The sequence below is a fragment of the Streptococcus sp. STC1396 genome, from assembly GCF_058933875.1.
Map to the genome: position 1 here is coordinate 1 of NZ_JBZYCU010000031.1, position 23,310 is coordinate 23,310.

Genomic DNA, 23,310 nt, shown 5'->3' on the forward strand with positions numbered 1-23,310 from the left:
CTTAATTATTAAGCCCTTCAAATCTATAATTAAATGCGAAAAGCGAACAAAGCAGAATTCTGATTACCAGAAAACTAGTTTTGTTCGCTTTTTATATTTGAGGTCGGACTTTTGTCCCAGACTCTTTCAACTATACCGGCGGCCGGTAAAAATTAATTGAAATCAACAAAATAGAAAAACAAGAACCGTGATTTATCAGGACTTTGTCACTTACTTAATAGTATTGAAATTTTAAAGGTTGACCAAATGGGTGACCAAAAATACTCTAAACAATAAATATTAAAGCATTTTATACCACCAGAAGTAGCACTAGAATTATATCTAAAAATTGGAAAAATCTTAGTGTAAAGTAACATATATTTTCCTTAATTTTTGTATATAGCTTTAGCTATATTTTTGGCTATCCGTTCAACAACTGGAACTGTAACACTATTCCCAGCTTGTTTATATAATCTGCCATTACTTTGATTAGGGAGTTTATAATCTGTTGGAAATCCCTGCACGTTGAAGCATTCACGTGGAGTTAACTTCCTAATTTTATTACTATTTGTTAAAATTAATGGAACATTATGTCCACCAGTTCCCATATTGGCGGTTAAAGTTGGAACGAGTTTACTTTTATTTTCACGAACATATTTTCTTCTCCATTGATATGTTGTATCATGCTTTGTCATATTATTTTTTAATTCATCAAAAAATTTATTTTTTTCGGCAGTATAATAAAATTTATCATCTACTTTATTATCGAAATCAATAACGTTGTGAATTGTTTTATTTAATGGTATTGATTTTGGCAAGTCAAAATTAGCATAATCTTCTTTATCTCTAAAAGCTACAATATATATACGTTCTCTATTTTGGGGAATATTTCCATATTCTGCAGCATTCAAAACTTGAAAAAGATACTTATACCCAAGTTTATCAAGCTCCGAACAAATAACTCTAAAAGTATTTCCATTATCATGTGATACCAAATTTTTTACGTTTTCAAAGAATGCAACACGCGGTCTTTTCGATTCTAGAATACGAACTAATTCAAAAAACAAATTCCCCCTCCCTTGTTCGTCATTAAACCCTTGACGGTAACCTGCAATAGAAAAGGCTTGACATGGAAAGCCTGCAAGCATAATGTCAAAATCTGGAATTTCATTAGCAGGTACTGTATTAATATCTCTCTGGTCAACATTAATATTAAAATTTAATTCAAAGGTTTCAGCTGCATAACTATCAAATTCATTGGCATAAATCGTTTTGAATCCTGCTTTTTCAAAACCTAAATCAATGCCTCCAACTCCTGCAAAAAAAGAAGCTACTTTAATCATTCAGAATATCTCCTTAAATTTAATAATTTTATTATACAAAAAAAAGCAGCAAGCCGCAATATTTACGTCTAAAGAAAGAGGATAAAACAATCCCCTTTCTATTTATTTTCGATTATCTTTAATAATTTGACAGCGTCTTATATCAAAAATAATATCTGGTTCAAGTCCTTGAGCATCAACAAATAACTTTTGTAGACTGACATGTGGACGTCGACCTTCGTTTTTTTGCTCTTGAATGGTTTGTGTTTGATTAGCTGGATAGCTTCCAAACTGCTTTGAGTCAATTTTTAAATCATAAATATATAGCTGATTAGTATTAAGATTAAATCTCAGGAACACGAGATTGTCAAATACAGTTTTTGGACCAAATGAAGATAAATCTCCTTCAAAATTTGACGTAGCTTTAAATTCAATTTTTTTACCAGTTGCAGGGTCTGTTCCATCCCCAACTTCGTCACCACGATTCCAAAGATAACCTAAACAATAGCATCCCATAGGTTCGCTGATTGCATCAGGCATATTCATACCTCGCGAACTGGTACTCTTTATGTATGTATTTAGGTCTTTCCATTTGAAATAAGCGTCACAAGTTTCATTGATTCTAGCGTCATCAATTTGAATATAGCTAAATTTTTTATAAACCAATTTTATACCTTGGATTGTTTTATCCTCAAAATAATTATATCAAAAAAATTAATAATTTGGAGGAGTTTTATAAACACTTGAATTTAATTTATTTGTAATTAGTATATAAATGAGTAATAAATTCACACAGTTGGGTATTGTAAAATAAGTTGCGAAACATTACTAGAAAGAGATTTATTGACAGTATCTATTCCTGCCAAAAGTTAATGATATAATTGACTTTATTAGAAAAAAAGAAATGATTGTTTATAGTGTAAAGCAGAAATTTATCATGGTCATTTGGGGGTGAAAAAAGTGCATTTCAGGGAGAATTATTTCTTATCAGCAAAATATGCTACAATTGATTTATGGATAAGTTTCAACATAATTTTACAAAAGAAGATATGCTCTGGAGCATTCAAGATGTTTCCCAACAATTTAGATGGGATAAAACTAATAAAGAACTGAAGTTGCAGATCTGGCGAATGCGTTCTCGGTTAGATATGCTATCAGAAATTTTGAAAAGAGAAGAATAAAGTTTAAATGTCTTTTTTATATGTTTTATAGTATAATATTTATAGATAGTTTTTGGAGGTGGAGAGATGGAAGAAAAATTATTTAATAAAAAATTTGTTTGGAGTATTCTTGGAGGTATTGCAGCTGTAGCTCTTGTTGTGTATTTGATTATCATTAATAGTACTGGCGGGGTAACCAATTTGGGCAATAGCTTAGATGGTACTTACTACGTTTATCACCGTAATAGCAATACAATCATTGAAGATAATACATTGAAAATTGATGGGAAGACAGCTTTGTTTAAAGATGCTTATTCTACGAAATATGGTGATGAAAATGAGGGGGACATGTGGCGTGTGGATACTGAAAAACAGGTGATTGTAGTTCAAGAAACAAATTTACATGAATATCCTTATGTTTTGAAAGATGGTGTTTTAACATTTAATAATGATTCATACGTGAAGGAAGGTTCAGAGATTTATAAGAAGGCTAAAAAAATGTCTGAATGGGATTATGAAAACGACTAGTAAAAATTAGTCGTTTTTATTTTGTAGATCATATAAGGCAAAATTGACAGCTCGTTGAACTTCTTTTTCAGTCATTTTTTTGCTATTCCAGGCATACCAGAGAGTTTTACCTCGGTCATATTTGGACCAGGTCTTAATATCGGGGAATATTCTTCTTACTTTTTGGCAAAAGGATTGATCTTTAAGCTCTGGTAATTCTTTGTGAGTAATAAAGTCTTTTTTATCTAACAATAGTTTTAATCTGTCCGTGGCAGCTACTTGAATTTTTTCATAGTTGCTGATGATATTGTCTTTGATAACATCCAAAAGTGTTAAAAGCTTTTGTTTAGCGGCTGTACCAGCTCTAAAGCTTGTGACAAGTCCTTTAGCCTTAGGATAGGTTATATCTGTATAGTGCTGAAATAATTGAGTTAATCGAACTTCTAGGGCCTTGTTTGAAACAGATAGGTCGTGCATGACTTCTTGATAAGATTTTTTTTGGTAGAAAATTTTAGTCAGGAGCACAATGTCTGGCATTAAAATAATAGAAGCAAAGTAATCTGCTTCTAGTTCCTGAGTGGTTTTATTTGCTAAACTTTCAGTAAAAAAATTTCCATTATGCTTTAAAACAAGGTGGCCTAATTCATGACACTTTGTGAAATTCTGTCTCTCTTGGATGCAATCTTCTTCATAAGAGATAGAAATTCCTTGGGAATCAATCATAGTAATGCCTGAGATTAGATCATTTTCAATATGATGTTCTAAAACCTTGAAATTGTATTTTTCTTTCATCGCTTGAAAGTACGTTTCAAAGGAATAGCTGAGCAAAGAAATATTATGTAGTTTGATGAATTGATAAATTTCTTTTCTGGCAAAGTCGGCAATATTTCTATAAATGGGATTCATTCTTGATTTTTATCTTCTTCAAAGGCTTTTCTGCGCATTTCAATAAAATTGTCAATATCAATTTTAAATTGCTCTTGTTGTTCTTTTGTCAGATTAAAGTCATCTACAGTTTTTCTAAACATGAATTCTGCGGACTCTAGGGCTGATTTAGGCTGGTTTTTTACATCAGTGTTCCCTAAAAGATAATCTGTAGAGACTCCAAAAAAAGTGGCGAATTTTTCTAAAGTTTCTCCAGAAGGGTTCCTTTTTCCACTTTCCCATTGTTGATAATTTGGTTGTTTTATTCCAAAGTGTTTTGCTATCTCACTTTGTGTAAGTCCTGCCTCTAAACGCAGGGCTTTCAGTCTTTCTGGAAACATGAGTGACCTCGGTTAAAAAATATTTTTAAAAAATTTCAAAAACCTCTTGACAATATATTCAAAAGAGTATATAATTTAAATATACTCAATAGAGTATAAAACGTCTAATCAAATTCTTACTTAATGTTATTATTGGATAAGTAAAAAATTGAGCAGTAAGGTTTGATATATAGATTCATTTAGATCTTTGAAAATTTTAAAAAAGTGCGTCAGACAGTTCCCACTGAAACCAACTAACACACTTAACTGTAGCAAGTTAATTATATCTTAAAATTGACGATATGTCAAACTTAAGTTTTGGGGGTTAAAAGCGAGGGAGGCTGGAGTTGTTCTAGATTCTGAAAATCTAAGAGCACACGCACCAGCTTTTAGCCTGATGAGCTGACTTGGATAAATCATCAGGAACTGCTACCGAGAGGTGGAGGCACTACATGATGAATGTAGAACTAAATGCGGGCGGTGTGTGAATAGCCTTTTAGGCTGTTTGCTAATGGATAAGGTGAGAAAGAGAGCCAGGTGATACTGGGTTAAATTCGTGACTTATTCGAGTGAGTAGCTTTGTTGTGAGACAGGGTGAAAGTAGCGTTGCGATGATAGGAGCACGCCTAAACAGATTCGTCTGTTTAGAAGAGTAGAAAAAAATGTATAGAAAACTTAATATGATTTGGAGCGGATAATCTAATTGGATTGTTCGCTTTTTGTTTTTAAAGGAAAGTGAGGTTGTGGGATGAATCGTGAATCATTGTACAAGTTGATTGGTGAAGTGGAACGTGAAAAGAAGTTTCGGAATTCTTTGGCAGAAAAGGTGTTGATTGAGGATGTCGAATGGGCAGAAGGGTTACCGAAAGAGTTGGTAGCTACCTATGATCGGGCAGTTGAGGAATACAAAGCTTCTCTTACTCAGGTTATGGATCAGGCACTTACTTATTTGGTAGATGGAAAAGGTCAGTATACTTAAAAAGAAAGTCTAGCATTGTTTCTACTCTTTTAAGCAGATGAAATTGCTGCCAGATTTACTGGTATTTTTGAAGAAAGGAGGTTTGTCCATGAGTAAGTATTTTTTAAATTGGTATCGAAAGCAACTGTTATTAAGTTTATTGAAAAATCGTAGTAAAAACAATGATGTGGCTTTATTTTTTTCTGATCGTGGCTTTATCATTGTGAAAATGGAAAAGAAAGCAAATATTTGTTTTGCTGCTGACTTACCCGAATTTGACCAGGAATATTTGAAAATGTATATTGAAGATGGTCAATTTATTATCTATGGTGGCCAAGCGCAAACAGGAATGATGCGGTTTTTGCTGAAAACAAAAGCTAAATGGACCAATATTGTAATTTGGAAAGATTGAGGTGAGAATATGCTAAAGAGAGTATTATGGTTTATGTTTGGAACGTTACTACTAGCTCTTTCTCTTTCTGTTTTTGTTTTTATGCTGATGATTATGATAATTTTTAATTTTATGAAAGGGGTATAGATGAAAGTGAAATGAATTATAGTGATGAAGTAGTTGAATATTATAGAAAGGGTTATCGAAGAATTTTCGATAACTTTTTATTTTCCTTCGAGATATATGCTGCGGATCGTTTGATGCTCTTAAGGTTGTGCAAGTCTAGCTTGAACGAATTAAATCGATTGAATGAGAAATCTTTGAAACAAGATAAGATTGTCACAACTCATTTAATGCGACCCTATCAGCGAATTATTGAAAAGGAACATTGGAAAATTGAAAGGAGTTAGTAGATGGACTATTTTGAAGAACGATTTAAAGGAATCATAGAAAATTTCAAGTTTTCTATGAGGATGTATCGGGATGATTGGACACGCTGTGAAGCATGTTATCGTGCAAGCTTGGGCGAAATGGAAACTATTTTTAGTCGTCATGATAGCCATGATAGCTTTTCTAAGCGTCTGATGGACTGCAAGAATGACTATCAGCGCCTCTTGAAGAAAGAATATTTAGGGATTTGAAAATGAAATACGCGGTAATTTTTAATAAAAGTATGTTTAATGCTCATAAAAGTATTGCAAGACATGCTGAAATTTTCAAAAAATATCACTACGAAATTGATGAAATTGATATTATGATGAATTTCCAGTCTTTGGAAGAACTAAATGACTTTTTGAATTTATTTGGCGGGAGGGCTTACTATAATTCAAAAAGAAAAGAAATTTGTATTTTAGATTAGAAATGGAGTAAGACTATGAAATTGCCTCGTGCTCCTGCAGTTATTTTTTATTCAGAATCAAATAAAAAAACAAAAACAGAAATGAGGAAAAATTAAATGGCTGATTTACAAAAATTGCCAATTCAGGCAAAGGAAGTTATTGGAGCAGATGTCTATGCTGTTCCAACTGTAACCGAACGGGTCCCAAGTGGGAGAACAATGTTTGATCCCTACCGGATTTTCACTGTAAGTGGCGAAAAACAACAGGATGTGCAGGTACGTGTAAACGGTTTGGATAATAGTTTCGTCCCTAACAAGCTGACTAAGGTTATTTTGGAAAATCTGACAATGACGGTTGGCAGCGTTCAATCTCGGGGCAAGACCAAGCGGGAAATTATCTTTACTGCTGATCGGATTAAACCTGCAAAATAAGAAAAGGAGTGATATTAAATGACTTTTAATGTGGATAAATTTAACCAAGGTACTGTTTATGATGTCCGGGCCAATCTCGGAAACTTGAAATTTCTTTCCTTGGAAAAGCGACCGGTCTTTAATGACGGTCAGCGGACGGATGAAATGGAAGTTACCCATGCAATCGTGTATTCTGACAAAATCGGGGATAATCTACAGCTGAAATTATCTCCAGGAAAAACCTATGAAGAACTGCCGTTTATGACAGAGATCCAGATTATTGGCGCTGCTTCTCCTTTCATTTATAACTTTCCTAATGCGGTTGGCTTTGGGGACAACCGTCAAGAGATCACTGATTTTGGTTTCTCTTTACGGGTTGATGGATATGAGCGCCTGGGGGGCATGAAGCAGCCACCTAAGGAAGAAAAAGCTGGTTAAAACTGGCTTTTCTTGCTGAAAGGGGGTGTCTGAAATATCGGTTATTCGTGAGGTGTTGACCTATCGAGGGGTGAAGATTCGTCCCTGGATGTTGAAGATTAATGCGATTTTACAAGGATTTATTAGCCTTGTCTTTTTGTCAGGGATAGCTTTTTTGGCTTATTGTAACCTGGAGCAGTTGATGGATATGGATAAGCTGCTCCTGGTCTTTCTTGGTAGTTTACTACTGCTGGTTCCGTTCTTAACAAGATTCTTACACCGTTATTTTGAGGAGCGTTTTCTCTTTTACAAGAAGTGGATACGCTTGTATATCATGGCCCGCTTTCTCAAGGATCATAGTTTTTATATAGAGAAGGTAAAAAAGACAGAAAAGGGGGTAAAAAGAAAAATTGTCTTTCCGAAAGTCTATGTAAAACAGAAGTCTTATGAGTTGTTTATTTCCCTGGAACTCCAGGGAAATAAATTTCAAGAGCAGTTTCTGAATTTGGGTTCAGAGTTTGAAACAGCCTTCTTTATGGATTTTATGGATAAGGTGGACGGGGAAAAGTTTGTTGTCTATCAATTAGCCTATGCTGCCTTTCTCAATCGGATCCATGCTAGCGAGGTCACTTATGATCCCAAAAAAGGAATCAAACTGGCTAAAAATCTATGGTGGAATTTTGTTGAATCCCCCCATTTGCTTGTTGCTGGAGGAACTGGCGGCGGGAAAACAACTTTTATCCGTGCCGTCCTCATTGCCCTGCTCAAAATTGGTGTAGTGGATGCCTGCGATCCCAAGCGGGCTGATTTTGTTCCCTTGGAAAACCTGGAGGTTTTGAAAGGCAGAATCCATTACGATACAGAAAAGATTGTATCGTGTTTTGAAAATGGTGTAGAGATTATGCATAATCGGATGGCTACCATGCGGAAGCTGGCCGCTGAACGGGGAGAAAAAGAATTGGGTTCTTTTGATAAGTATGGGTTAGAGCCTTATTTCATTCTCTGTGATGAATTTAATTCCTTGGTTGCTTCCATGGAGAGCGGAAACTATGTATTAAGGGAGCGCTTTATGGCTGCAGACAAGCAGTTGATTTTACAGGGCCGGCAAGCCGGGGTCTTTCTGATTAAGCTCATGCAAAAACCTAGCGCCCAGGATCTCCCGACTATCATTCGGGACAATATGATGTTCCATATCTCAATCGGAAAACTCAGTGATACTGGGTATCCGATGATGTTCGGGGATGAGAATAAAAACAAACGGTTTAAAAATTATACTCGCCTAGCCGGTAAGCGGGTTTACCGTGGTTATGCGGCCGTTGTCGGTGAGTTGGCCCAGGAGTACTACAGCCCATTGGTCACTAAGGATTTTAATTTCTATGATGTCTATGAAGCCTATCCTAGAATTGCCAATCCTTTCAATCCTTTAGAAAAAAACAAAGAAGGACTCCCAAGTTTGCCAGTTGAGGCTATGGCTCAACAAACAAGCCTAGCTGATTTTGCTAAAGAGAATGATTTGCCTTTGTCTACGGCCAGAAAAATCATGGAACTACTGGTAGAAAACGGCTATGAGGTGGAATCTTCTGCAGGTGCTGCCCTGTCTGACCAGGTCCAGAACTTGTTAGTCCAGATTATGGCGGATAAAGAGTTGACTAATGACACCTATAAGGTCGTTGTCAAGCGGATAGTGGACCGTCAGGAGGAATTAGCGTCCGGTGCTGTGCAGTGAGTGCAGTGCCCGCCTGGGCGGGAAAGCACGGCCGCACGGCTGCACAAGCCGGAGTGGTGAGGCCTGCCCAGGGCAGGCTGAAACCTTCCTACCCCCGTTTGGTAATACGGGGGTAGGGGTAGGTACAAGAAAGTGTGAAAAATAGTGTCAGCTCAAGGAATTTCGCCCTAAATAGCTGATAAAATTAGTAAGAAAGTGAGGACTATGTTTGATTACAAAGAATTGAAACGAATCCGCCGACACCTGGGCTTTTCGCTGAAAGAATTTTCAGCGCTCCTAGATGTAAACTATAACACTTATAAGAAAATCGAGATTGGGGAGCGGGAACTTCCCAAGGTTTCCCAGAAAAAGTTTCAGCGGCTATTTTTCAACCAGCAGAAACTCAAGGGAACCCGGTTAGAAGGAAAGATTGACTATCTGCGGGTTCGATTTAAAACCTTAGATTATAAGACCATTATTGATAAGGTATTGCGCCTGGGGGAAAAACAATTTTCCGAACAAAAAAAGGGCCTTTATTCTTATCATTATAAGATTGAGTTCCAAAATATCAATATTTACTGGTCAGAGAATGATCATCACATGGGAACCTTGGTAGAGTTTTCGGGGGCTGGCTGCCGTCAGTTTGAATACTACCTGCAGACAGAACAAAAGCGAGACTGGAAGGATTTTGTTTGTTCTTGTGTCAGCTTTGCCCAAAAATCTACGGCTTCTCCAGAAGCTGCAGCGGATTTTTTGAAGTTTACCCGCTTGGATATCGCTTTAGATGAGCTATACAATCCAGAGGGCAACTATCCCCTGCCTGATTTAAAAGACCGTTACGATAAAGGCTTGATTGAGACAAAAGCAAAATCATTCCAGTTGGTAGATAAGTCATCTGGAAGCCAGTCTCAAGGCAAGTCTTTTTATTTTGGGTCAAGAAATTCTCCTGTCTTTTTCAACTTTTATGAGAAAGACCTGGAGCAAGCGGGTAAGTTGGATGTGCCTGTGGAGTTTGTCCGTGAGTATTACCAATTTAAAAATCGGTATGAGGTCCGTCTCAATGATGAAGCGGCTAACCAGTTTGTGAAAGAGTGGGCGGAAAGTTATCAATTTGATGTGGCCGGCAGAGCAGTTGGTCTAATCAATGATAAAATCCATGTCTATAAGCAGACCAGAGGCGGCCGGCAGTTGGATTCGGATTGGTATGCCTTGATGGGATCCTATGAGGCTTTTAAGTTCGTCATGTGTCCTGAGCTTTGTGAAATAGGAGTCAAGGAATATCGTTGGATTGAGCGGAGTGTGGCCCGTACCTTAAAAAGGGTCTTGATGTTGGAGGAAATCCGAGGGGTCAAAAAATTATCTCAGATTATCCGGGAGGCGGTGCTTTCAGATGATGATGAGAAACAGTTTCTTTCTCTAATCGAGGAGGAAGGTTATGCGGATTCCTATGAAAACCTAGTAAGAAAGGCGGTCCTATGATTGAGGCTTATTTAAAAGCATACTATGAAGCTTATGGCAATTATACAGGCTTGTTGGTTAATGTGGTCCTGGCGATTCCTAATCGGGAATACTATGAGCCGGAAGTTTCTAGTTTTCAGTATCAGGAAATGCGCCAGGAGCTAAATCTTCTACGTCAGAAGCGTTATTCTTCTGCCTATCTGAATGATCGTGCGGTTGCTCTCAAATTCAAGAACCAAACACGGGCTTACCTGCAGGCGCTGGATGATCTAGCTTTGGAAAAAAAGCAGGAGCTGCTTCTCTCTCTTTTCTCCTATGAGGAATCTGTTCAAGAGTATTTTTTGCGAATAACGATTGATAGGCATAGAATGATTCGTCGGTTGCTCTCAGAACTGAGAGAGTTTCTAAAAGTTTCTGGTTTGGGTCGATTGCAGTTAGACAGAGGGGGGAGTGTATGAAACAAATGACAGTTTGGGCGCTTTTTGACAGTGGCAATGGCAGTTATACAAAAGGTGTTCAGGCTCTAAATGATTCCAAGGAGACAAACATTGATATTTATCCTGTTGGGATAGACATTGAAGGCAAGAATGAGCATTTTATTAGTCTGGATCTTGCGGATTATGGACGGCTTTTCGGAGATAATAAGATGTTTGAAACGCTGGATCAGTTACCTAGGCCTGATTTGATTATTGCCAGTCCACCCTGTGAGAGTTGGTCTAATGCTTCCGCTATGGATCAGGGTAATGCCTGTTGGAAACGAAATGATGTATCAGACAGTCTATTTGCTCCTCAGGTGCAGCCGTCTCCTTTTACTATTCGTTCCAATGATGACTATGAAAAAGCTCCTATCAATTACCGATATGAGCACCAGTTCTTGAAACGAATCAATGGAGAATTGACCGCTTTTAATACGATTGAAATTATTAAGCGTTACAATCCTCTGTTTTGGGTCATTGAAAACCCTGCAGGTGATCGTTTATGGCCGTATATTGAAGATATTATTGGTTTCAAAATTCCATATAAAAATTTAACTAGGTACAACAATTATGACTATCCTTTGCAAAAGAGGACGACATTTGCAAGTAATGTCTATCTTAATCTAAAAAAAGAAATTATTAAGCCAGAAATGACTTTGAAAAATTTCTCCAAGTCTTATAATGAGCGTTCAAATATTCCGCAAAAGTTGGTGGCGGATATTTTTAATGTCATATATAAGGCTTATATTTTTGAATTAAAGAAAAAAGGAGCATAAAGGAAATGGGAAAAGAATTCATTATTAGAAGCCCATCCATAAGATAGTTATTTATGGATAAAATACTAGAAATGAGGTACAAGAATGGCACAAGGAACTTTGGAAAAAGAAATTTTATCATTGACAGCCCAGCTTTCAGAACTATTGATTGCTCACAATTACCGGGAAGCCTATACGATTGCAGGAACGCTTAACAGTAAGTTAAAAGGGGACATGGTGATTGCCCTTCCGATTGATCAGATCCGGGAAATCCAGACTCAACTGCGGATCTACTACAGGCAAAATGAGAAATTAAACACCATTTCTCAAAGCATGTACGGTACTGGCAAGCGACTAGCGGCCCTTGTTTAGGAGTCGGTGACATGGAATTTGCGATTGTGACAAATACGGAGACGGGACAAAGGGGGCGTTTCCCCTTGCCTTTTCAGATTAGCGCTTTGGAAAAAATCGGAGTGACAGAATCTTTCAAAGGCCAACTCTATGTCTTGCCAGAGGAAGATGATACTTTTGGTTACGGTCTGGACGGTTTTTTGGAATTATCTGAGCTAAAAGCCTACTTGGAAGATTACAAAAACCGCCAAAATCCTTATCATTTTGATTATATGATGTTAAGTAGATTACAGACAGACTGTGACTATTTTTTAGGTTATGGCGATCGGTATGAGGGGCATCTTTGGGCTGGTAATGTCCCGGATCAGATTGCGGAAATGAAAAAATTGTGGAAGAAATTTCCAGAGGGTGAAAAGCCTGAATGGTTGACTTGGGAAGAAATTTTACAGTATGAAAGGAGAATGACTGAGGAGGACAAATGATTGCAAATATTCGGGTGCTGACGGATGGCAATAGCCGGTCTTTATGCCAGTTGGATTTGATGAAATTCAGTAAAGAGGCGGTATTGGCCAGAATGGAAGAAAGAGGAATTAAGGAAGATTCCTTTTTCATTTGTGGCTTTTCTGATTGGGAAGTTGATTCAATCATGTCCCTGCAGGAAGCCTATCTTTTAAAAAAAGTGATCCTGGAGTTGTACGACGGGGATGATTTCTTGGTACAACACATGTTAAAACATCATCAATCTCCCAGCTTTATCATGAGCCACTACTACCGCTTTGTTTCTAAAGATGAGACTGCTTTGATGAAGCAGCTCCTGGAGGGGGCTGATATGGATAGCGTAGTGGAATTTTTCTTCCAGGCTTCCAGCTGGGTTAGGGCCATCCAGGCTTATATAGATCAGGGAGTGGTACTTAATACCAGCAAAGGGTTCTATGTATCATGTGAATGAAGAAAGGAGGTAATCATGCCTGTTTACACTATTCATAAGGATTTTTCGAAAGAAGAAAATCCTTACTCAGTTTGGCGTGATGACGGGGAATTGATTGAGGATGACTTATCGTACGGCGAAGCGGTTTATTGGTGCTTCCGGGAACTACAGGAATATGTAGATCAAGCTAGGATTACGAAGCAACAGATGGATGCCGTGATGGGCGACATTGAGGCTTACGATGAGCTTGTTCTTAACCTGGTTCCGGCCTAGCGTTAACTAACTTTCCGTTTTGGCAGACAATTTTAAAAATGTCCGTTTTAGTGGAAAATATATGTAAAGGAGAATAAATTTGAATGTAAAAAAATGGTTTTCTCAACTAAAAAAGGAGGTTGGGAAAGTAAAGTTTCCCAAACCAAACAAAAGCAAGGTAGAGCTGAAGCCCCGGAAAATCAGCCAGAAGGCGGCTAATCGTTTGCTTCTGGGCTTTGTGGCTGGGGTCGTACTCTTATCAACCCTAACCATTGTTTCCAACACCTTTCGTAGTTTGAGGGATGATAAAAACGAGATCCAGGTAACAAACAAAAATTCTCGGACCTATTCTAATCAGGTCAGTCTTTTTATGATGGAATTTTTAAATGTTTACTTCTCAGAAAATAATGCTGAAAATCAAGCCAAACTCAAGGAATACTACGGATCAGGCATTGACATTAAAAACACAGAAAACAACCGAATGGATAGTCAGCTAACAGGCGCTACCTTAGTAGAGGTAACAGATAATTTAGCGACTTATCGGGTCACTTATTCTGTTAAGGCAGGGGAGGAATGGCAATCAAACTATGGCTTGCTTCATATTCCTTATGCCGTTAAGGATAATAAATTCTATGTTTCAGACTTGCCTTATTTCACTAAGGAAAATTCTTATGCGGCCAAAAATGTAAAAGCTGGTATCCACTTGCAGGACCAGCAGGATAGCAAACAAGAGTTTGGTAAAGCCAAAGAGTATGTTCAAGCTTTGTTTACAGCTTATGCCAGCGGTGATAAAACACAGCTAACCCCTTTTTCAAAGGATATTCAGCCCTTGGAAGGGTACAAACTGACCTCTATTGATTATTCTTATTTTATTACGGATAAGGATCATAAAGATAAGCTGGTAGATGTACTGCAAGTTACCTTTACGGACGGTCTGGGACTGTCCCATCAAGAAAACTTTGTGGTCACTTTGAAAGTAGACAAAGAAAATGATACGTTCCGTGTTCAAAGTTTTGAATATGGGATTGCTGAAAAATACCGAAAACAAATGAAGTAAAGGAGAGTAGGTAACGAATGAAAGAAGTTATCCTTTTATTGTTGAAAGACGTAGGGGCTTGGGGTGCCCTTGGAATTGGTGCAGGAGCTGGTATTGTTACATTTTTAACAGATCGGTCCGGCGGAAAGATTTTGAAGTCTATTGGAATTGGTTTGGCCGTCGCTTTTTTCTGCTACCAACCAGAATTGGTGTTGAACAAAGTCTCTGAAATCTTGTCTATACTGGTCAATCTTTTCAAGATTGGTGGGTGAGGCAATGGCATTTGAGAAAAAAGATAAGCGATTATATCACTATCGCTCTGCTTTTGAGCAGCCAACTTGGATTCAAAAATTTTCCGATCGTTTTTCTCTGCCTAACGCAATCAAGCTGTCTACACTTGGCTGGACGGCTTTTTTGTTTTTGGCTTATTATTGGCTGTTTTCAAATTTTGTAACGAAAGTTATTCCAATTCCTATGCCGTTTTGGATTGGGGTTGGGACACCTATCATTTGGAGTTCAGGGATTGTCCTATCTGATTTTACGATTGAGCAGCAGAAAATCAGTCGTTTTATCCGTGATTATCTAAAATTTTATCGGGTTTATGGCCGAAAACGTAAGCTGAAATATCTGAATGATGGTATTTTGTATTACAAACCAGATTATATCTTAAAGAAAGAGGGGAAATTGAGTGAAACTAACGAATGAAATTGTAGATATTGTTGATAACCTGATGTTAAAAAAAGATGGCAGTGTCTTTGCCTTGTATGAGGTCAATCCCCAAGACATTAATCCCGTAGACTTTACCAAAAAGGAAAAATTTAAGGCATCTGTTGAAGCCTGGCTAACTAATATTAAAAACTATGGCGATGTGGATATTGTCATGCTTCCTTTTCAAAAAGACCTACTGAAAAAATTTCAGAAGCTTTCTCAAAACTTTGCGACCGATACAGAAGATATGGCCTATTCAGTCCTTGAAAAGTCCTATGATTATTTGTTGTCATCTAAAGAATTGTGTGACTATCATTACTTTATCAGTATTCCTCTGAAATCTTTTACTATTTCCGTGGATCTAAAAGAAGTAATCCAGGATTCTATCAATACAGCTTCTGATTTTCTGGTAGAGAGTTTGGGGCTTCAAAAAAGCATAATGGAAGGGTGGGAATTAAAGTACGAAAAACAACGGGCAGAACTGGAAAAAGATTTGTCCCTGCTCGATTATCGCCGGCTGTCAACTCGAGAGACGATTTTTGTTAATCGCTATTCATATTTACATTCTTTGAATGTTGATAAAGAATATGAAGTGAATTTGGTTGAAAACTGGATTGATAACTTGGGAGACAAGAATATTGATTACAAGCGTATTAATGTTCTGGAGTTCCAAAATGAAGAAGGCTCTCAATATGTAGCCTTTCTTCCAGTGGCTTATAAGCCAGAAAATGCCTCCTACCTGCATTTTATCGAAAAAGTGCAGTCATTAGGGTTTCCGGTAGAAGTTTGGACCAAGGCTAAGTTTGCCAAGGTCAAGGGGCTGCCCTTTAACAATATCCGGACCAAGGCCCGTAATGTTCGCTTGAAATTGAAAGGGGCTCAGACAGAGTCTGCAGAAGCAGATAGTGTACAGAAAAATTCTGTTGGTCAGAGTAAATATCTAGTAGAGGATATTGAATCCAAAATTGAAGATGGTATTCCTATTCTCAATTACCTGCAGACTTTGGTCGTTTTTGATAGTGATTTGAGGGTTTTAAAGCAGAAAATTAACTTGCTGATGGAAGAAATGAAAAGTGGCAAAATCAAACTCTCTCGGGCCACTCCTTACCAGTTATATCTGTTTGCCAAAAATCGCTTTGGGGAACTGCTTCAGTCCGAGGATAAAAACTTTATCCAAATTGATGAAGTCGGAGCTTTAGCAGAAGACTTGTTTTTTGTCACTCAAAAAGTTGGTCAAGATACTGGCTTTTACTTTGGGATGATTGACAGTCAGCTGAGCTCTTGGCATGGTCGATATGAAGAGGCTATAGCCGCTTCTGACAAACCGGTCTTTGTCAATATTCTGGAGGCGAATGAAAAGGTAGAAGGTAAGAGTACCGATAATCCGCATATCTCTGTTACAGGCGATACCGGTCAGGGAAAAACTTTTGCCATTTCCTACATTTTCTACTATGCTAGTTTGCTGAACTGCCAAACACTCTACATTGATCCGAAAATGGAAAAGCGCTACTGGTATAACAAACTTTTGAAGGAGCTGGAAGAAAAGAATATCTATCCAGAAATTCAGGATTATATCCGGAGCATCCACTTTGTGACTTTGGATTATACAAAACCTGAAAATCATGGGGTGCTGGATCCGCTGGTTTTTTTAAGCGGGGAGCAGGCAAAGGACCTGATTCTTTCCATGGTCAACGAATTCATGCCTCTGGATGGTAAGGATAAATTTGAGACTGAACTTTCTAAGATGATTCGGGTCTTTGCGGCCAAACGGGCCAAAGGTGAAAAAGTAGGAACCTTGTCCGTCATTCAAGAGCTGATGCAATCTGATGTTGAGAAAGTCCGAGAGTCAGCTGAAAATCTATTGGAAAAAGTGACTGCTTCTGTATTGAGTTTGGTCTTTTCAGACGGTACCAATTCAGCCGTTGACCTGACTGCTCGCAATACGATTCTGGAAATTGCGCATTTGGACCTACCAGCAGATGAACACTCAGAATTGACCTTACAAAATAGAAAAGCTATGGCGGTGCTCTATGCTCTGGGTGATTTTTGTATCAAATTTGGTGAACGAGACTACGGACAGAAAACTGTAATTGGTCAAGATGAAGCCTGGGTATTGAGTATTACAGCTTATGGACGGGGCCTCCAGGACCGGATTAAACGGGTTGGCCGCTCTCAAAATAATTTCTATGTTTTTACTTCCCAACTGCCAGAGGATTCCAATCGAGCAGATGGAGAAGCAACATCATTTGGAACTTATCTTTGTTTCCATAATGATACTCCTGGATCTGCTGAAAAGGTTCTCTCTCGTCTTAAAGTGGAAGTGACAGAAGATAGTAAGGCCTGGTTTGATAATTTGACCAAGGCCCAATGTCTCATGAAAGATACGCATGGTCGGGTAGAACGGATTACCGTTGATGGTCTATTCTTCCCAGAAGTTAGCGAACTTTTCAGAACTGTTCGCAATCAAGAAAATCAAAAAGAGGAGGTAGCTTAATGAACAAGAAACGGATGAAATGGATTTTCTTCATTCTTATCTTGACTTGTTTTCCCGTAGTTCTTGTATATGCTAACGGTGCTCCGATGCCTGGTGCTAATGGTTATAACACCGATTCACCAGCTCCCAGTACAAATACAGGCGCTCCTCAGCCAGGAGCTAATGGATATAATCCTAATTCAAATAACAATATTGTCCCTAAGCAATCTTATAGCTATTCTCCTCCTAATGTTCAAGAGGCAAAAGCTAGAGAGGCACAACAACAGAAAAACAAGCAGGATAAGAAGAAAAAAGACGAAAAAAAAATCGAAAAAGATGACGATTACCAATCTATTCAACAGAAAGCTGAAAATGTTGATAAAATCCTCAAGAACAAAAATGCTTCTACCAAGGATATTAAAAAAGCTGGGAAAGATATAGAAGATATTAATAAGTATATTGAACAGAACAAGGATAAGGAAGATGCTTCTCAAATTCAGGAGCTGAAAACAACTCAAAACAACTACAATGAACAAGTGGGAAGTAAGCTAGATGATGCCAAAGCACGGGAGGAAGCTCAGGAATACCTGAACAATGCTAGAGAAACGGTCAATCCAGCAGATATGTCTAAGCTGACTTCTTACATTTATGTAGAAGGTGGCTTCTTTAATTCTGATGATCTTTTTCCTAAAGCCGTCAATGCCATTGCTCAAGGAATCTTTTTCCTGGTCAAAGCAATCTATTGCTTAGTTATCATCATTTTGGAACAGGTTTTTACAGCGAACACTTATAAAGAGTTAGATAAGGTTGTCGGCTTCTCAGCTAACTTTTTCAATACTTTCATGACGGACTACAAATATCTGGTTTATGGATTGGCTCTTTTTGGTGGCTTGACAGAATTTTTCAAAACTCGCCGTTTTCCTATTTGGTCTTTCCGCTTTCTTTTGGTCTGGTTTGTGGCTGCATTACTTTATCAGCCAGCCTCTTTTCAGCCCAATTATGGTGATTCCCAAGTACCTGCAAGTTATAATCTTTCAGTCCTAGTTAAAATGGCAGACGGACTGGGACAAGATATGACTTCTACTGCTATTAAAGGGTTTGATGCTATTGATGCAGATAATGCAACCTTGTCTAGTCAAAATGGCAAGAATAATATTGATTCTGTTAAGAATGCAATTTTCGACAAATTGGTTTATGAGCCGTTTTTAGCCCTTAATTTTAATACAACGGATAAAAATGTTGTAACAGAAGATAAAATTAAAGAGTTATTTGTAACAAAAGGTGATCCAAAGGATGTTGAAACATTTGCTAAAAAAAATGAAAAAATTGAACAAGTTTCCTTTGGTTCGGTTGGTGTCAAGATTTTCACAGCCTTTGCGGCCTTTATAAAAGCGCTGGTTATTGGCTTTGCTTTAATTGTCATTGGGTTAATCTCAATTGTCTTTAAATATCTTGCTTTACTGATGATTGTTTGTTCGGTTATTTTGCTCTTTATTGCTATGATTCCAGGTTTTGAACAAGTTCTTGGCAACGCAAGTAAGAAACTGATGCAGTTTGCCTTATTAGGCGGTCTTGGTCTCTTCTTTGTGCGAGCTTTTCTGTATGTCAATGGCTTGGTCGAAGGTGCCGCTGGCGGTATGAACGATATTTATTTTTGGTCTGCTATTATTCAAGGGCTGATTTGGATTGTTCTCTATCGTTGCCGTCACCTGTTGGGCGGTCTCTTTGTCAAGGGAACCATTTCTGCTCAGGAGTTGGCTCAGAAAGCTCAGTTTAACTTTGATCGCTTTTCTATGCCAAAACTTTCTACAGCTACAGAAAGCTATGGACCTAGTCAAACTGTTCGACCGGCTAACTTTTCCTCTGATACTATTCCTGTGGCATCTCCTCAGGCAAGTTTTAAAAAGTCCTTGGGTACCTTGTTTAGAGCCGGTAAAAATGCAACAGTACAAGCCTATGACCGCTTAAGATATGGCGAGGAAGACACATTGGATAAGCAACTGTCTCAACAACGGAGGGCAGATTTCAAGCGTCAGTTGCAAGATCGAGCAGAAGGCTTACAGGACTTGTTTGCAGCTGCAAAAGGTGAGTCTCTCAGAGCTAAGGTCCATGACTTGGCTGGCGATACAGATACACCTGTCCAGTTAGCTCATCAAGAGCGGCAATACCGTAGACAAGAGCGCTTGGAGCGTACAGAGAAGCGGCGACAAGATTCTATCAATTTTGACCGTTTCCGAGATGAAAGGCGTAGAAATATGGAACCAGGATTTAAGAATGATTGGAAAGAGCGTTTGTCAGCACCGAAGTTGAAACGAGAATGGCAAAAGCAGCAACACCAAAATAATCCAGCGGATGAATTATTTGAGAAAGGGGTAAAATGAAAGCAATTAAGCGAGGACTAATCGGGTTAGGGACTGTTTCAGTTCTTTTCTTTACTCTTGTTTTTCTGGTGATTGGCAGTGGTTCAGTTGATTCTCAAACTTATTCGGCTACTTCTGGAGGGATTTCTGTTTCTGCCCAAGAGTTTGCCCAGAAATTTACAGAGAAGACGGGCCGTCAGTTGAGTGAAGAAAATGCACAGACTGCTTTAGATTTTGGAGCCCGGCTAATGAACCAGCACCACTTCACCTTACAGGGGACAAGTGGCAGTCTGGCTGTAGCTTATCGGGAATGCGGCTTTGATCATACAGCCGTTAATCCTAGTGGTGGTGTCGCCGGTTTCTATCAGTGGTCTGGGTGGTCCAGTACCATTAATGGTGATCGCTGGGCCCAAGCCAAAGAAAAAAAGCTAGATAAGCAAATCCAAATAGACCTGATGAGTGCTGAATTAGAGGGGCCTTATGCCCAAGTGGTCGAAAAGGTTGGACCTAGCACAGATCCTAAGCAAGCAGCCCGAGATTGGTCGCAATATTATGAGGGAGTAGCAATCAGTGATTCTCAGACCAAAGTCAGTGATATTGAACAATGGGCGGAGGTTATCTATGATATTTTAAAGGATGCCCAAGCAACCTTTAATCAGGAAAATAATACAGGTTCTAGCTCGGTAGCTGTACCAGAGGGCTGGGGGAATATCAGCCAGTATGACGGTCATGCTTATGATGGTAGTGGCTCTTATCCAGCAGGCCAGTGTACATGGTACGTGTTTAATAGGGCAAAACAGCTCGGTATCCAGTTTGATTCTTTCATGGGAAATGGCGGTCAGTGGTGGCAAAAAGCTGGTTATAAATCTAGTCATACGCCTAAGAAGCATACTGCTGTCTCGTTTGTCCAGGGGCAGGCTGGCTCTGATCCTACTTATGGCCACGTGGCATTTTGTGAGGAGGTTAGGTCTGACGGTTCAGTCTTGATTTCTGAAATGAATGTTGTTGGGGTGCCAGCTATGACAGTGGGCTACAGGGTTTTCGATGCCAATACGGCTAAGCAGTTTTGGTATGTGGATGGACATTAAAAATGGAAATGGAGAAATAAAATGAAAACATTAACTAAAGAAAAAGCGGAATCTCTTGGAATTTCTAAATATGTGAAGCGTCCGATTCCAGCTTATGCTATTCAGATTGTTCCTGAAAACAAAGAATGGCTGGAACAGGAGGAGCGATTAGACCTTGATAACTTGACTGTTCAGACCCTTGAAGGTCAATTCAATTTTGGGATTGGTGATTATCTCATCATTGGAAATGACAATGAAGTCTGGACTGTCAAGGAAAAGATTTTTGAAGCAACATATGAGCAAGTCTAAGAAATAGGCTTGCTTATTGTTTTGTGAAAGGTGAGACAAACTATGAATAAATTGATTGTTAATTTAGAAAATATTACTATTGCTCTTCCAGAAGATAAAGTCATTATTGAAAAGGGAGAGTATGAGGAGCTGAAAAAGAATGCTAACAAAGGAAAATATATGACTATGAATGAGCTTTTGGAGCTGCTTTCAGTTAGTCGTCCTTGGTTAATTGAACATATCCTTTATCGGCCATCGATTAAGCAGGAAATTGATATTGAACAAAATCCCAAAGGTTTTGTTAAGTATCCAAGCGCTCAGGGTGGGAAATATTTATTTTTAGCTTCAAAAACAAAGGAATACTTTGAAAAGAATTTTCGGGAAATTCTTATTGGAGCATGATATAATAGTCGGGACAAAGTCTTGATTATCGCTTTTTTAGGAAGGGGTAAATATGGCTATATCATATAGACAGCGAGGTAAGAAGAAATTATGGGACTATAGGGTCTTTGACAGTAAAAAGAAAGTGATTGCATCTAATTCTGGTTTTCGGACAAAGAAAGAAGCTCAGATTGAAGCTCTTGCTTTTGAGATGAAAGTAAAAAATGGAGTAGTCGTTGATAGAGAAGTTACTCTGTATCAGTTATGGGAGCGTTGGTTTGAATTACAGATTCTACCTTTAGGAAAATCAGAATCTGCTTTAAACAAACATAGATTCCGTGGGAAGATTATACAGAAGTATTTCCAGGATAAGCCGGTATGTGATATTCGATCAAGTGAATACCAGGAAATTATAAATGTTTATGCTAGAACAAATAGTCGGGATAATGTTAGCCGTTTAAACTCTGAAATTAAGAAAGTCATTATTTTTGCAAAAAGGGATAAGATTAATATTCATGATTTTGCTGAAGGAGTTATATTGTCTGGGCGACCTTCTCCTAAAGGGAAGAAAGATAGGTATATCCATAGTCTAAAAGATTATGCACGTTTAGCAGTTTATCTTGAAGAACACTTGGATTATAGAAAATCTGTAGTTCCTTTCCAGCTATATGTGCAACTAAAGACAGGTTTGCGAGCTGGTGAGGTTTCGGGATTGAGTTGGGATTGTGTTCTCTGGGAGCGTCAAGGTATCCGTACCTATCGTCGTTATGATACAGTAAGAAGACGATGGACAAAGCCTAAAACTGAGGACTCTATCCGATTTATTCCAGTTGACTTTAAAGTTATAGAAATCCTTAGAAATTTGAAAAATATCCAAGAAGAATTATTGCCATTCTATGGACTAGAGAATACAGACAATGTAGTTTTTTTTGATTTATTCAATGGTATAAGTAGCAATAATACGGTGAATAAATGGCTTAAAAATATACTCCAGGAGTTGAATATTAAACCATTAAATATGACAAGTACAGGGTTAAGGCATAGTTATTGCAGCTCTCTTTTAGCAATGGGGATTGATATTTGGGCTGTTTCAAAGCTTATGGGTCATAAGGATATAACTGAAATAACAGAAACTTATGGACATTTAATCAAAGAAAAAGCAGATGAAGAGAATAATAAAGTGAGAAATCTATTGTCTCAGCTAAATGAAAAACTGCAAAGTTGACCAAAAGTTGACCAAAAATAAAAGAAACGCTGATAAAACAACGTTTCTAAAACTTAAGCTATACCGGCGGCCGGGGTCGAACCGGCACGTCCTTGCGGACACTGGATTTTGAGTCCAGCGCGTCTGCCAATTCCGCCACGCCGGCAAAGTAACTGGGGTAGCTGGATTCGAACCAACGCATGAGGGAGTCAAAGTCCCTTGCCTTACCGCTTGGCGATACCCCAATAATCAAAAGAAATAGGCGAGTGATGGGGATCGAACCCACGCATGCCAGAGCCACAATCTGGTGTGTTAACCACTTCACCACACCCGCCATATTCCAAAAACACGGGCAGTAGGAATTGAACCCACACTGAAGGTTTTGGAGACCTTAGTTCTACCTTTAAACTATGCCCGTAAAGGATGGAAGGGGAGGGATTCGAACCCCCGAACCCGAAGGAGCGGATTTACAGTCCGCCGCGTTTAGCCTCTTCGCTACCCTTCCTAAATTATCAATAAAATGGCGCGAGACGGAATCGAACCGCCGACACATGGAGCTTCAATCCATTGCTCTACCAACTGAGCTACCGAGCCAAAATTGCGGGAGCAGGATTTGAACCTACGACCTTCGGGTTATGAGC

General features: G+C 38.4%; 28 protein-coding genes and 6 tRNA genes. 24 read left to right on the forward strand and 10 right to left on the reverse strand.

Going from position 1 to position 23,310, the window contains the following annotated elements; all coding sequences use genetic code 11:
• Positions 1-365: 365 nt before the first annotated feature.
• Complete coding sequence (locus tag AC5FEC_RS09385; protein WP_493662018.1) at positions 366-1,322, reverse strand: DNA cytosine methyltransferase; 957 nt, start codon at positions 1,320-1,322, stop codon at positions 366-368.
• Positions 1,323-1,424: 102 nt separating this feature from the next.
• Positions 1,425-1,967 carry a Bsp6I family type II restriction endonuclease gene (locus AC5FEC_RS09390; protein WP_493662019.1) on the reverse strand — a complete coding sequence of 181 codons (543 nt, stop codon included), beginning with the start codon at positions 1,965-1,967 and terminating at the stop codon, positions 1,425-1,427.
• A 581-nt stretch (positions 1,968-2,548) separates the two neighbouring features.
• Here AC5FEC_RS09390 and AC5FEC_RS09395 point away from each other — a divergent pair.
• Entirely contained in the window at positions 2,549-2,989 is a 441-nt protein-coding gene (locus AC5FEC_RS09395) for a hypothetical protein (protein WP_223320643.1), read from the forward strand.
• A 6-nt stretch (positions 2,990-2,995) separates the two neighbouring features.
• Here the strand turns inward: AC5FEC_RS09395 and AC5FEC_RS09400 are convergent, their stop codons facing one another.
• Both AC5FEC_RS09400 and AC5FEC_RS09405 read right to left on the reverse strand, forming a co-directional pair.
• Positions 2,996-3,874 carry an ImmA/IrrE family metallo-endopeptidase gene (locus tag AC5FEC_RS09400; protein ID WP_493662020.1) on the reverse strand — a complete coding sequence of 293 codons (879 nt, stop codon included), beginning with the start codon at positions 3,872-3,874 and terminating at the stop codon, positions 2,996-2,998.
• On the reverse strand, positions 3,871-4,233 hold the full coding sequence (locus tag AC5FEC_RS09405) for a helix-turn-helix domain-containing protein (protein WP_493662021.1): 363 nt from the start codon (positions 4,231-4,233) through the stop codon (positions 3,871-3,873). The genes AC5FEC_RS09400 and AC5FEC_RS09405 overlap by 4 nt, the downstream gene beginning before the upstream one ends.
• A gap of 727 nt (positions 4,234-4,960) precedes the next feature.
• Here AC5FEC_RS09405 and AC5FEC_RS09410 point away from each other — a divergent pair.
• The 23 genes from AC5FEC_RS09410 (at position 4,961) to AC5FEC_RS09520 (ending at position 22,690) form a co-directional block, all read left to right on the forward strand.
• Positions 4,961-5,191, forward strand: coding sequence for a hypothetical protein (locus AC5FEC_RS09410; RefSeq protein WP_493662022.1), 231 nt, complete (start codon positions 4,961-4,963; stop codon positions 5,189-5,191).
• Positions 5,192-5,279: 88 nt separating this feature from the next.
• A complete protein-coding gene (locus tag AC5FEC_RS09415) occupies positions 5,280-5,582 on the forward strand; it encodes a hypothetical protein (protein WP_493662023.1) in 303 nt (100 codons plus the stop codon).
• Between the two features lie 392 nt (positions 5,583-5,974).
• On the forward strand, positions 5,975-6,202 hold the full coding sequence (locus tag AC5FEC_RS09420) for a hypothetical protein (RefSeq protein WP_061592351.1): 228 nt from the start codon (positions 5,975-5,977) through the stop codon (positions 6,200-6,202).
• Positions 6,203-6,204: 2 nt separating this feature from the next.
• On the forward strand, positions 6,205-6,420 hold the full coding sequence (locus AC5FEC_RS09425) for a hypothetical protein (protein WP_061592352.1): 216 nt from the start codon (positions 6,205-6,207) through the stop codon (positions 6,418-6,420).
• Positions 6,421-6,516: 96 nt separating this feature from the next.
• Positions 6,517-6,831 carry a hypothetical protein gene (locus tag AC5FEC_RS09430; protein WP_061592353.1) on the forward strand — a complete coding sequence of 105 codons (315 nt, stop codon included), beginning with the start codon at positions 6,517-6,519 and terminating at the stop codon, positions 6,829-6,831.
• 18 nt (positions 6,832-6,849) lie between these two features.
• The gene (locus tag AC5FEC_RS09435; RefSeq protein ID WP_493662024.1) at positions 6,850-7,248 is read left to right on the forward strand and encodes a hypothetical protein; all 399 of its coding nucleotides are present in this window, start codon (positions 6,850-6,852) and stop codon (positions 7,246-7,248) included.
• Between the two features lie 181 nt (positions 7,249-7,429).
• Positions 7,430-8,953 carry an FtsK/SpoIIIE domain-containing protein gene (locus AC5FEC_RS09440; protein ID WP_493662025.1) on the forward strand — a complete coding sequence of 508 codons (1,524 nt, stop codon included), beginning with the start codon at positions 7,430-7,432 and terminating at the stop codon, positions 8,951-8,953.
• Between the two features lie 204 nt (positions 8,954-9,157).
• Entirely contained in the window at positions 9,158-10,411 is a 1,254-nt protein-coding gene (locus tag AC5FEC_RS09445) for a replication initiation factor domain-containing protein (RefSeq protein ID WP_061592356.1), read from the forward strand.
• Entirely contained in the window at positions 10,408-10,848 is a 441-nt protein-coding gene (locus AC5FEC_RS09450; protein ID WP_061592357.1) for a hypothetical protein, read from the forward strand. Before AC5FEC_RS09445 ends, AC5FEC_RS09450 begins: the two co-directional genes overlap by 4 nt.
• A 5-nt stretch (positions 10,849-10,853) precedes the next feature.
• On the forward strand, positions 10,854-11,642 hold the full coding sequence (locus tag AC5FEC_RS09455; protein WP_125445709.1) for a DNA methyltransferase: 789 nt from the start codon (positions 10,854-10,856) through the stop codon (positions 11,640-11,642).
• An 84-nt stretch (positions 11,643-11,726) separates the two neighbouring features.
• On the forward strand, positions 11,727-11,993 hold the full coding sequence (locus tag AC5FEC_RS09460; RefSeq protein ID WP_061592359.1) for a hypothetical protein: 267 nt from the start codon (positions 11,727-11,729) through the stop codon (positions 11,991-11,993).
• Positions 11,994-12,004: 11 nt separating this feature from the next.
• Positions 12,005-12,454 (forward strand): LPD11 domain-containing protein, encoded by a 450-nt coding sequence (locus AC5FEC_RS09465; RefSeq protein WP_061592360.1) that lies wholly within the window; start codon positions 12,005-12,007, stop codon positions 12,452-12,454.
• Complete coding sequence (locus tag AC5FEC_RS09470; RefSeq protein ID WP_061592361.1) at positions 12,451-12,921, forward strand: hypothetical protein; 471 nt, start codon at positions 12,451-12,453, stop codon at positions 12,919-12,921. Before AC5FEC_RS09465 ends, AC5FEC_RS09470 begins: the two co-directional genes overlap by 4 nt.
• Positions 12,922-12,936: 15 nt before the next feature.
• On the forward strand, positions 12,937-13,173 hold the full coding sequence (locus AC5FEC_RS09475) for a hypothetical protein (protein ID WP_061592362.1): 237 nt from the start codon (positions 12,937-12,939) through the stop codon (positions 13,171-13,173).
• A 79-nt stretch (positions 13,174-13,252) separates the two neighbouring features.
• Positions 13,253-14,209 (forward strand): conjugal transfer protein, encoded by a 957-nt coding sequence (locus AC5FEC_RS09480; RefSeq protein ID WP_493662026.1) that lies wholly within the window; start codon positions 13,253-13,255, stop codon positions 14,207-14,209.
• Positions 14,210-14,226: 17 nt separating this feature from the next.
• Positions 14,227-14,460 carry a TcpD family membrane protein gene (locus AC5FEC_RS09485; RefSeq protein WP_061595049.1) on the forward strand — a complete coding sequence of 78 codons (234 nt, stop codon included), beginning with the start codon at positions 14,227-14,229 and terminating at the stop codon, positions 14,458-14,460.
• A 4-nt stretch (positions 14,461-14,464) separates the two neighbouring features.
• On the forward strand, positions 14,465-14,893 hold the full coding sequence (locus tag AC5FEC_RS09490) for a TcpE family conjugal transfer membrane protein (protein WP_032908047.1): 429 nt from the start codon (positions 14,465-14,467) through the stop codon (positions 14,891-14,893).
• Complete coding sequence (locus AC5FEC_RS09495; protein ID WP_493662027.1) at positions 14,877-17,390, forward strand: ATP-binding protein; 2,514 nt, start codon at positions 14,877-14,879, stop codon at positions 17,388-17,390. Before AC5FEC_RS09490 ends, AC5FEC_RS09495 begins: the two co-directional genes overlap by 17 nt.
• Entirely contained in the window at positions 17,390-19,750 is a 2,361-nt protein-coding gene (locus AC5FEC_RS09500; RefSeq protein ID WP_493662028.1) for an MntP/YtaF family protein, read from the forward strand. The genes AC5FEC_RS09495 and AC5FEC_RS09500 overlap by 1 nt, the downstream gene beginning before the upstream one ends.
• Complete coding sequence (locus tag AC5FEC_RS09505) at positions 19,747-20,817, forward strand: phage tail tip lysozyme (RefSeq protein WP_125337911.1); 1,071 nt, start codon at positions 19,747-19,749, stop codon at positions 20,815-20,817. The genes AC5FEC_RS09500 and AC5FEC_RS09505 overlap by 4 nt, the downstream gene beginning before the upstream one ends.
• Before the next feature lie 21 nt (positions 20,818-20,838).
• Positions 20,839-21,105 carry a hypothetical protein gene (locus AC5FEC_RS09510; RefSeq protein WP_125337912.1) on the forward strand — a complete coding sequence of 89 codons (267 nt, stop codon included), beginning with the start codon at positions 20,839-20,841 and terminating at the stop codon, positions 21,103-21,105.
• Between the two features lie 42 nt (positions 21,106-21,147).
• Positions 21,148-21,486, forward strand: a complete 339-nt coding sequence (locus AC5FEC_RS09515; RefSeq protein ID WP_061595053.1) for a DUF771 domain-containing protein — start codon at positions 21,148-21,150, stop codon at positions 21,484-21,486.
• A gap of 52 nt (positions 21,487-21,538) precedes the next feature.
• The gene (locus AC5FEC_RS09520; RefSeq protein ID WP_493662029.1) at positions 21,539-22,690 is read left to right on the forward strand and encodes a tyrosine-type recombinase/integrase; all 1,152 of its coding nucleotides are present in this window, start codon (positions 21,539-21,541) and stop codon (positions 22,688-22,690) included.
• 61 nt (positions 22,691-22,751) lie between these two features.
• On the opposite strand, the gene AC5FEC_RS09525 is transcribed toward AC5FEC_RS09520, so the two are convergent.
• The 6 genes from AC5FEC_RS09525 to AC5FEC_RS09550 form a co-directional block, all read right to left on the reverse strand.
• Positions 22,752-22,835: transfer RNA gene (locus AC5FEC_RS09525), tRNA-Leu, on the reverse strand.
• 7 nt (positions 22,836-22,842) lie between these two features.
• Positions 22,843-22,914: transfer RNA gene (locus AC5FEC_RS09530), tRNA-Gln, on the reverse strand.
• A gap of 16 nt (positions 22,915-22,930) precedes the next feature.
• Positions 22,931-23,003, reverse strand: a tRNA-His gene (locus AC5FEC_RS09535).
• Positions 23,004-23,016: 13 nt separating this feature from the next.
• Positions 23,017-23,087 (reverse strand) — tRNA-Trp (locus tag AC5FEC_RS09540).
• A gap of 6 nt (positions 23,088-23,093) precedes the next feature.
• Positions 23,094-23,174 (reverse strand) — tRNA-Tyr (locus AC5FEC_RS09545).
• A 16-nt stretch (positions 23,175-23,190) separates the two neighbouring features.
• Positions 23,191-23,263: transfer RNA gene (locus AC5FEC_RS09550), tRNA-Phe, on the reverse strand.
• Positions 23,264-23,310 lie beyond the last annotated feature (47 nt).

Excerpts from the sequence above, each read along its gene's own strand:
- AC5FEC_RS09385 (WP_493662018.1), bottom strand. The coding sequence starts at position 1,322 with ATGATTAAAGTAGCTTCTTTTTTTGCAGGAGTTGGAGGCATTGATTTA.
- AC5FEC_RS09395 (WP_223320643.1), top strand. The coding sequence starts at position 2,549 with ATGGAAGAAAAATTATTTAATAAAAAATTTGTTTGGAGTATTCTTGGA.
- AC5FEC_RS09400 (WP_493662020.1), bottom strand. The coding sequence starts at position 3,874 with ATGAATCCCATTTATAGAAATATTGCCGACTTTGCCAGAAAAGAAATT.
- AC5FEC_RS09405 (WP_493662021.1), bottom strand. The coding sequence starts at position 4,233 with ATGTTTCCAGAAAGACTGAAAGCCCTGCGTTTAGAGGCAGGACTTACA.
- AC5FEC_RS09410 (WP_493662022.1), top strand. The coding sequence starts at position 4,961 with ATGAATCGTGAATCATTGTACAAGTTGATTGGTGAAGTGGAACGTGAA.
- AC5FEC_RS09415 (WP_493662023.1), top strand. The coding sequence starts at position 5,280 with ATGAGTAAGTATTTTTTAAATTGGTATCGAAAGCAACTGTTATTAAGT.
- AC5FEC_RS09420 (WP_061592351.1), top strand. The coding sequence starts at position 5,975 with ATGGACTATTTTGAAGAACGATTTAAAGGAATCATAGAAAATTTCAAG.
- AC5FEC_RS09425 (WP_061592352.1), top strand. The coding sequence starts at position 6,205 with ATGAAATACGCGGTAATTTTTAATAAAAGTATGTTTAATGCTCATAAA.
- AC5FEC_RS09430 (WP_061592353.1), top strand. The coding sequence starts at position 6,517 with ATGGCTGATTTACAAAAATTGCCAATTCAGGCAAAGGAAGTTATTGGA.
- AC5FEC_RS09435 (WP_493662024.1), top strand. The coding sequence starts at position 6,850 with ATGACTTTTAATGTGGATAAATTTAACCAAGGTACTGTTTATGATGTC.
- AC5FEC_RS09440 (WP_493662025.1), top strand. The coding sequence starts at position 7,430 with ATGGATATGGATAAGCTGCTCCTGGTCTTTCTTGGTAGTTTACTACTG.
- AC5FEC_RS09445 (WP_061592356.1), top strand. The coding sequence starts at position 9,158 with ATGTTTGATTACAAAGAATTGAAACGAATCCGCCGACACCTGGGCTTT.
- AC5FEC_RS09450 (WP_061592357.1), top strand. The coding sequence starts at position 10,408 with ATGATTGAGGCTTATTTAAAAGCATACTATGAAGCTTATGGCAATTAT.
- AC5FEC_RS09455 (WP_125445709.1), top strand. The coding sequence starts at position 10,854 with ATGACAGTTTGGGCGCTTTTTGACAGTGGCAATGGCAGTTATACAAAA.
- AC5FEC_RS09460 (WP_061592359.1), top strand. The coding sequence starts at position 11,727 with ATGGCACAAGGAACTTTGGAAAAAGAAATTTTATCATTGACAGCCCAG.
- AC5FEC_RS09465 (WP_061592360.1), top strand. The coding sequence starts at position 12,005 with ATGGAATTTGCGATTGTGACAAATACGGAGACGGGACAAAGGGGGCGT.
- AC5FEC_RS09470 (WP_061592361.1), top strand. The coding sequence starts at position 12,451 with ATGATTGCAAATATTCGGGTGCTGACGGATGGCAATAGCCGGTCTTTA.
- AC5FEC_RS09475 (WP_061592362.1), top strand. The coding sequence starts at position 12,937 with ATGCCTGTTTACACTATTCATAAGGATTTTTCGAAAGAAGAAAATCCT.
- AC5FEC_RS09485 (WP_061595049.1), top strand. The coding sequence starts at position 14,227 with ATGAAAGAAGTTATCCTTTTATTGTTGAAAGACGTAGGGGCTTGGGGT.
- AC5FEC_RS09490 (WP_032908047.1), top strand. The coding sequence starts at position 14,465 with ATGGCATTTGAGAAAAAAGATAAGCGATTATATCACTATCGCTCTGCT.
- AC5FEC_RS09500 (WP_493662028.1), top strand. The coding sequence starts at position 17,390 with ATGAACAAGAAACGGATGAAATGGATTTTCTTCATTCTTATCTTGACT.
- AC5FEC_RS09505 (WP_125337911.1), top strand. The coding sequence starts at position 19,747 with ATGAAAGCAATTAAGCGAGGACTAATCGGGTTAGGGACTGTTTCAGTT.
- AC5FEC_RS09510 (WP_125337912.1), top strand. The coding sequence starts at position 20,839 with ATGAAAACATTAACTAAAGAAAAAGCGGAATCTCTTGGAATTTCTAAA.
- AC5FEC_RS09515 (WP_061595053.1), top strand. The coding sequence starts at position 21,148 with ATGAATAAATTGATTGTTAATTTAGAAAATATTACTATTGCTCTTCCA.
- AC5FEC_RS09520 (WP_493662029.1), top strand. The coding sequence starts at position 21,539 with ATGGCTATATCATATAGACAGCGAGGTAAGAAGAAATTATGGGACTAT.